Here is a 4570-nt window from a genome sequence, read left to right on the forward strand (position 1 = left end):
CGTCGCCGAGCGTGACGAGGGTGCCGAGGATCGGGCCCTGGTTGTAGGACCAGACGTCCTCGACGAGCACCTCCTGCCCGGCGCGCAGCCGTATGCCGTCGAGGACGAGGCCGCTCTCCGGCGACCACAGCCGCGCGTAGACCCAGTCGATGAGCCGGCGCGCCTCCGCCGCGTCGCCGGTGCGCGCGAGGTGCAGGGCTGCCGGGCCGGTCGCCGGGCTGTTCTTGAAGTCGCGCTCGCGACTCCAGAAGAGGCCACCGCCCACGTCGTCGGTGTGGGCCGACCTCAGCTGCGCGGTGAGGTGCCGCTCGACGCTGCGCAGCCGGCGGCGCGGACCGGGGCGCCCGACTCGCTCGTGGAGGGCGGCCAGGCGGCCCGAGGCGAGCGCGAGCCACGCCATGTCGTCGTAGAAGTCGTCCGCCCACCTCCCGCCGTTGCGCAGCCGGACCGTTGCGAGCACCCGGTCACCGCGGCGTGCCCGCAGCCCGGCCCCCGGCGCGTCGTCCCGGCGCAGGTGCCGGAGCGCGGCGTCGACGATGGCGTCGAGGTAGTGCGCCTGCCACCAGTAGTGCCACTCGCCTCGCAGGCCGCCCAGGGTCCGCAGCCCGCGGGGCGCGGGGTGGGCCACCCGCGCGAGGTGGGTGAGCGGCATACGGCCGAGGCGCGCCCCGAAGAGGGCTGAGACGGAGCGCTCCGCCTCGGCGGCGCGCTCGTCGAGGTGCCCGGCGCGTCGCGCGAGGGCGGGGTCGGCGGCCACGTCGCGACGCTATCGCGGGGGCTGCGGACACGCGGGATTGGTCGGTAGCGGCCCACTGTCGGAGCCGCTCGGTACCCTGCGAGCGACCGCACAAGAGCCGACCCGGAGGTGCCGACGTGCCGCACCAAGGAGTGTTTCCGTCGTGACCGCGGCGCCTGCCGTGGGGGGACCGGCCGGGTGGCTGGCGTGGCTCACCGACGATGAGCTCGAGAGCGAGCTCGGGGTGGACACCGTCGAGCGGGGAGCCGCCTACCACCGCTCGCGGGCCGTCTCCTCGCTGACGGTCGGTCGGGACGGGCGGGTCCTGCTGGCCAGCGTGCGAGGCAGCCGGGGCCGCAGCTACCAGACCGTCGTCACGGCCCGGGACGTTGGCGCCGGGGAGGCCGACGGCGACCTCTTCGGCGACGAGGACGGGGAGCTTGCGTGGGCAGGCCAGTGCAGCTGCCCGATGCGCTTCGACTGCAAGCACGTCGTGGCTGTCATCCTTGCCGCCCGCAGCCGGCTCGCGGGTGGCGGCCGCCCGGCGACGCCGGCCTGGGAGGCGCTCCTGGCCGACGTGGGGCGGACCCGCCCGGCTGCCGACGGCGTGGTGCCGCTCGCCCTGCACGTCGAGGTCGTCACGCCCAGACCCAGCCGGTATGCCGTGACACCGTCGGCGCCCACCTTGCGCCTGCGGCCGATGACCAAGGGCAAGAACGGTGGGTGGATCCGCACCGGCGTCTCGTGGCGCGACCTCGACTACGGCTACCGTGCCGCCCGGGTCGGCCCCCGCCAGCAGGAGGCGCTCCTCGCGCTGGTGGCCACCGCCCGCGCTCGGGCCCGTGGCGGCTACTACGCGCTGGAGCAGCAGCTCGCGGCCCACGATGTCGGCGCCGCTCTCTGGCGGCTGCTGCGCGAGAGCGAGGAGGCCGGCATCCCCCTCGTGAGCGGCGCGAAGGGGGAGACGCCGGTGCTGCTGCACGAGGAGCCGGCCGCTGTCGTCCTCGACGTGCGCCGAACCGGGCCCCGTGGTGATGCCACCGTGACCCCGCGCGTGCGGATGCCGGGCGCCGAGGCCGGCGTGGACCGCGAGCCGGACGGCAGCGACGGGGCCGACCAGGAACCACGGCTGGGCGGCCTCGTCGGCACCCCCCCTCACGGGGCGTTCGTCCAGACCGCCGACGCTCTGGTGCTGGCCCGCTTCGACCCGCCGCTCGACGAGTCCATCGGCACCCTCGTCACCAGGGCCGACGTGGTGACGGTCCCGGGCGCGGAGCTGCCGAGGTTCTTCTCGCGCTACTACCCCATGCTGCGCCAGCTCGCGGACGTGGAGTCGTCGGACGGCAGCGTGACCTTCCCGGAGGTGCGGCCGCCGCGACTCGCGCTGGCCGTGCGGTTCGAGCCGGGGCACCAGACGACGCTGCGGTGGTCCTTCGCCTACGCCGTGGGCGAGCAGACCGTGACCGTCCCGATCCTCGGTCCCGCTGCTGCCGCTGCTTCCCCTGCTCCCGCTGACAGCGTCGCTCGCGACCTCCCGGCAGAGGCGGCCCTGCTCGCCGGGCTCGAGGTGCTCGACGCCATGCCCGGGCTGCGCGTCGTCGTGGGCCACGAGCGCCGGCTCGTCCCGGAGCTGCGGCTGCGCGGCCTCGACACCGCGACGTTCGTGAGCGACGTGCTCCCGGCCCTGACGGAGCGCGACGACGTCGACGTGACGGTGGAGGGGACCCCGCTGCCCTACGCCGAGACGGAGGAGGCCCCGCTCATCACGGTCTCCGCGACCGACTCGACGGCCGCCGGGCAGGCCGGCGCCGAGGACTGGTTCGACCTCGGCATCACCGTGACCATCGCCGGCGAGGACGTGCCCTTCACGCCCCTCTTCGCCGCGCTGGCCCGAGGCGACGAGCACCTCATCCTCGACAGCGGCACGTGGTTCAGCCTCGACCGGCCCGAGCTGCACAGCCTGCGTCGGCTCATCGAGGAGGCCCGGTCGCTGCAGGACCGCCAGTCCGGCACCTTGCGGGTCACGCGATGGCACGCGGGGCTGTGGGAGGAGCTGGTCAGCCTCGGGGTCGTGGCCCACCAGAGCGAGCGCTGGTCCCGCGCCGTCGGCGCATTGCTCGACCTGGAGTCGATCCCTGCGCCGCCGACGCCGGCCGGCCTGCGCGCCGAGCTGCGGGACTACCAGGTGCAGGGCTACCACTGGCTCGCACTGCTCTGGGACCACCAGCTCGGCGGCGTCCTCGCCGACGACATGGGGCTCGGCAAGACGCTGCAGACCCTCGCCATGGCAGCCCGGGCCCACGATCTCGGCACCCTCACCCCTGAGGCGCCGCTGCTCGTCGTCGCGCCGACGAGTGTCGTGTCCACCTGGCAGCGCGAGGCGGCCCGGTTCTGCCCCCACCTGCACGTGGCGACGGTGACCGAGACCGCTCGGCGGAGGGGGACGTCGCTGCCCGAGACCGTGGCCGGGGCGCACCTCGTGGTCACGTCCTATGCCCTGCTGCGCCTCGAGGAGGAGGCCTACCGAGGCCTTCCCTGGAGCGGCCTGGTGCTGGACGAGGCCCAGTTCGTGAAGAACCACCAGGCCAAGACCTACCAGGCGGCGCGGCGGCTGCCCGCGCCCTTCAAGCTCGCGATCACCGGCACCCCGCTCGAGAACTCGCTCATGGACCTGTGGGCGCTGCTGTCGATCGTCGCTCCGGGGCTCTTCCCCAGCCCCCAACGCTTCACGGACCTCTACCGCAGGCCCATCGAGAGCGGGGAGGCGCCGGAGCTGCTCGCCACGCTGCGCCGCCGGATCCGGCCGCTGATGCTGCGCCGCACCAAGGAGCAGGTGGCGCGGGACCTGCCGCCCAAGATCGAGCAGGTCCTGAACGTCCGGCTCAACGCGCAGCACCAGCGCGTCTACCAGACCCACCTGCAACGTGAGCGGCAACGCGTGCTCGGCATGCTCGACGACGTGGACCGCAACCGGATCGCGATCCTGCGCTCGCTGACGGTGCTGCGTCAGCTGAGCCTCGACGTCTCCCTCGTCGACGACGAGCTGGCCGGCACGGTGGCCTCCAGCAAGATCGACGCGCTCGTCGAGCAGCTGCACGAGTTGGCCGCGGAGGGGCATCGCGCCCTCGTCTTCAGCCAGTTCACAGGCTTCCTGCGGCTGGTGCGGGAGCGGCTCGATGCCGAGGGCATCGGACACGTCTACCTCGACGGTCGCACGCGGGACCGGCCTCGGCGGATCGCGACCTTCCGCGAGGGCGACGCGCCGGTGTTCCTCATCAGCCTCAAGGCTGGCGGCTCGGGCCTGACCCTCACCGAGGCCGACTACGTGTTCGTCCTCGACCCGTGGTGGAACCCCGCCACCGAGGCGCAGGCCGTCGACCGGACCCACCGGATCGGGCAGGACAAGACCGTCATGGTCTATCGCCTCGTGGCGCAGGACACGATCGAGGAGAAGGTCATCGAGCTGCAACAGCGAAAGCGCGACCTGTTCACCCGCGTCGTCGACGCCGACGGTCTCATGGGAGCGCCCATGAGCGCCGACGACATCCGCGGCCTGCTCGGGGCCTGAGCGGGCTCGCTCTCAGGCGCTCGGCTGCGAGCACGGCATACGGCGAGGGGCCTCACGACGAGGTCGGGGATGTCGCGCCTGGGCCGGTGATTCTGCTGTGCCCACCACGTCTCCTTAGGCATCGTGGGGCTAGGCCGACTCTTCACCGGGACCGGTGTCGGCCTACTCCTCGCTGTCTTCCCGCGGATAGTCCTCGTCTGCATCCTCGGCCACGGGAAGCGACTGCTCCGCGACGTCGGCCTCGTTGGCCTCGACGGCGGCCAACG

2 protein-coding genes are annotated in these 4570 nt (G+C 73.6%); one reads left to right on the forward strand and one right to left on the reverse strand.

Features of this window, described 5'->3' with window-relative positions; translation table 11 throughout:
• On the reverse strand, positions 1–757 hold a 757-nt coding region (locus VFJ94_RS11560), incomplete at its 3' end, for a glycoside hydrolase family 76 protein (RefSeq protein WP_325004359.1).
• 142 nt (positions 758–899) lie between these two features.
• On the opposite strand from VFJ94_RS11560, the gene VFJ94_RS11565 reads away from it, so the two are divergent.
• Positions 900–4304, forward strand: coding sequence for a DEAD/DEAH box helicase (locus VFJ94_RS11565; protein WP_325004360.1), 3405 nt, complete (start codon positions 900–902; stop codon positions 4302–4304).
• The last annotated feature ends 266 nt before the right edge of the window (positions 4305–4570 follow it).

This window comes from Intrasporangium sp. (genome assembly GCF_035688975.1).
Classification (GTDB): Bacteria; Actinomycetota; Actinomycetes; order Actinomycetales; family Dermatophilaceae; genus CALMNV01.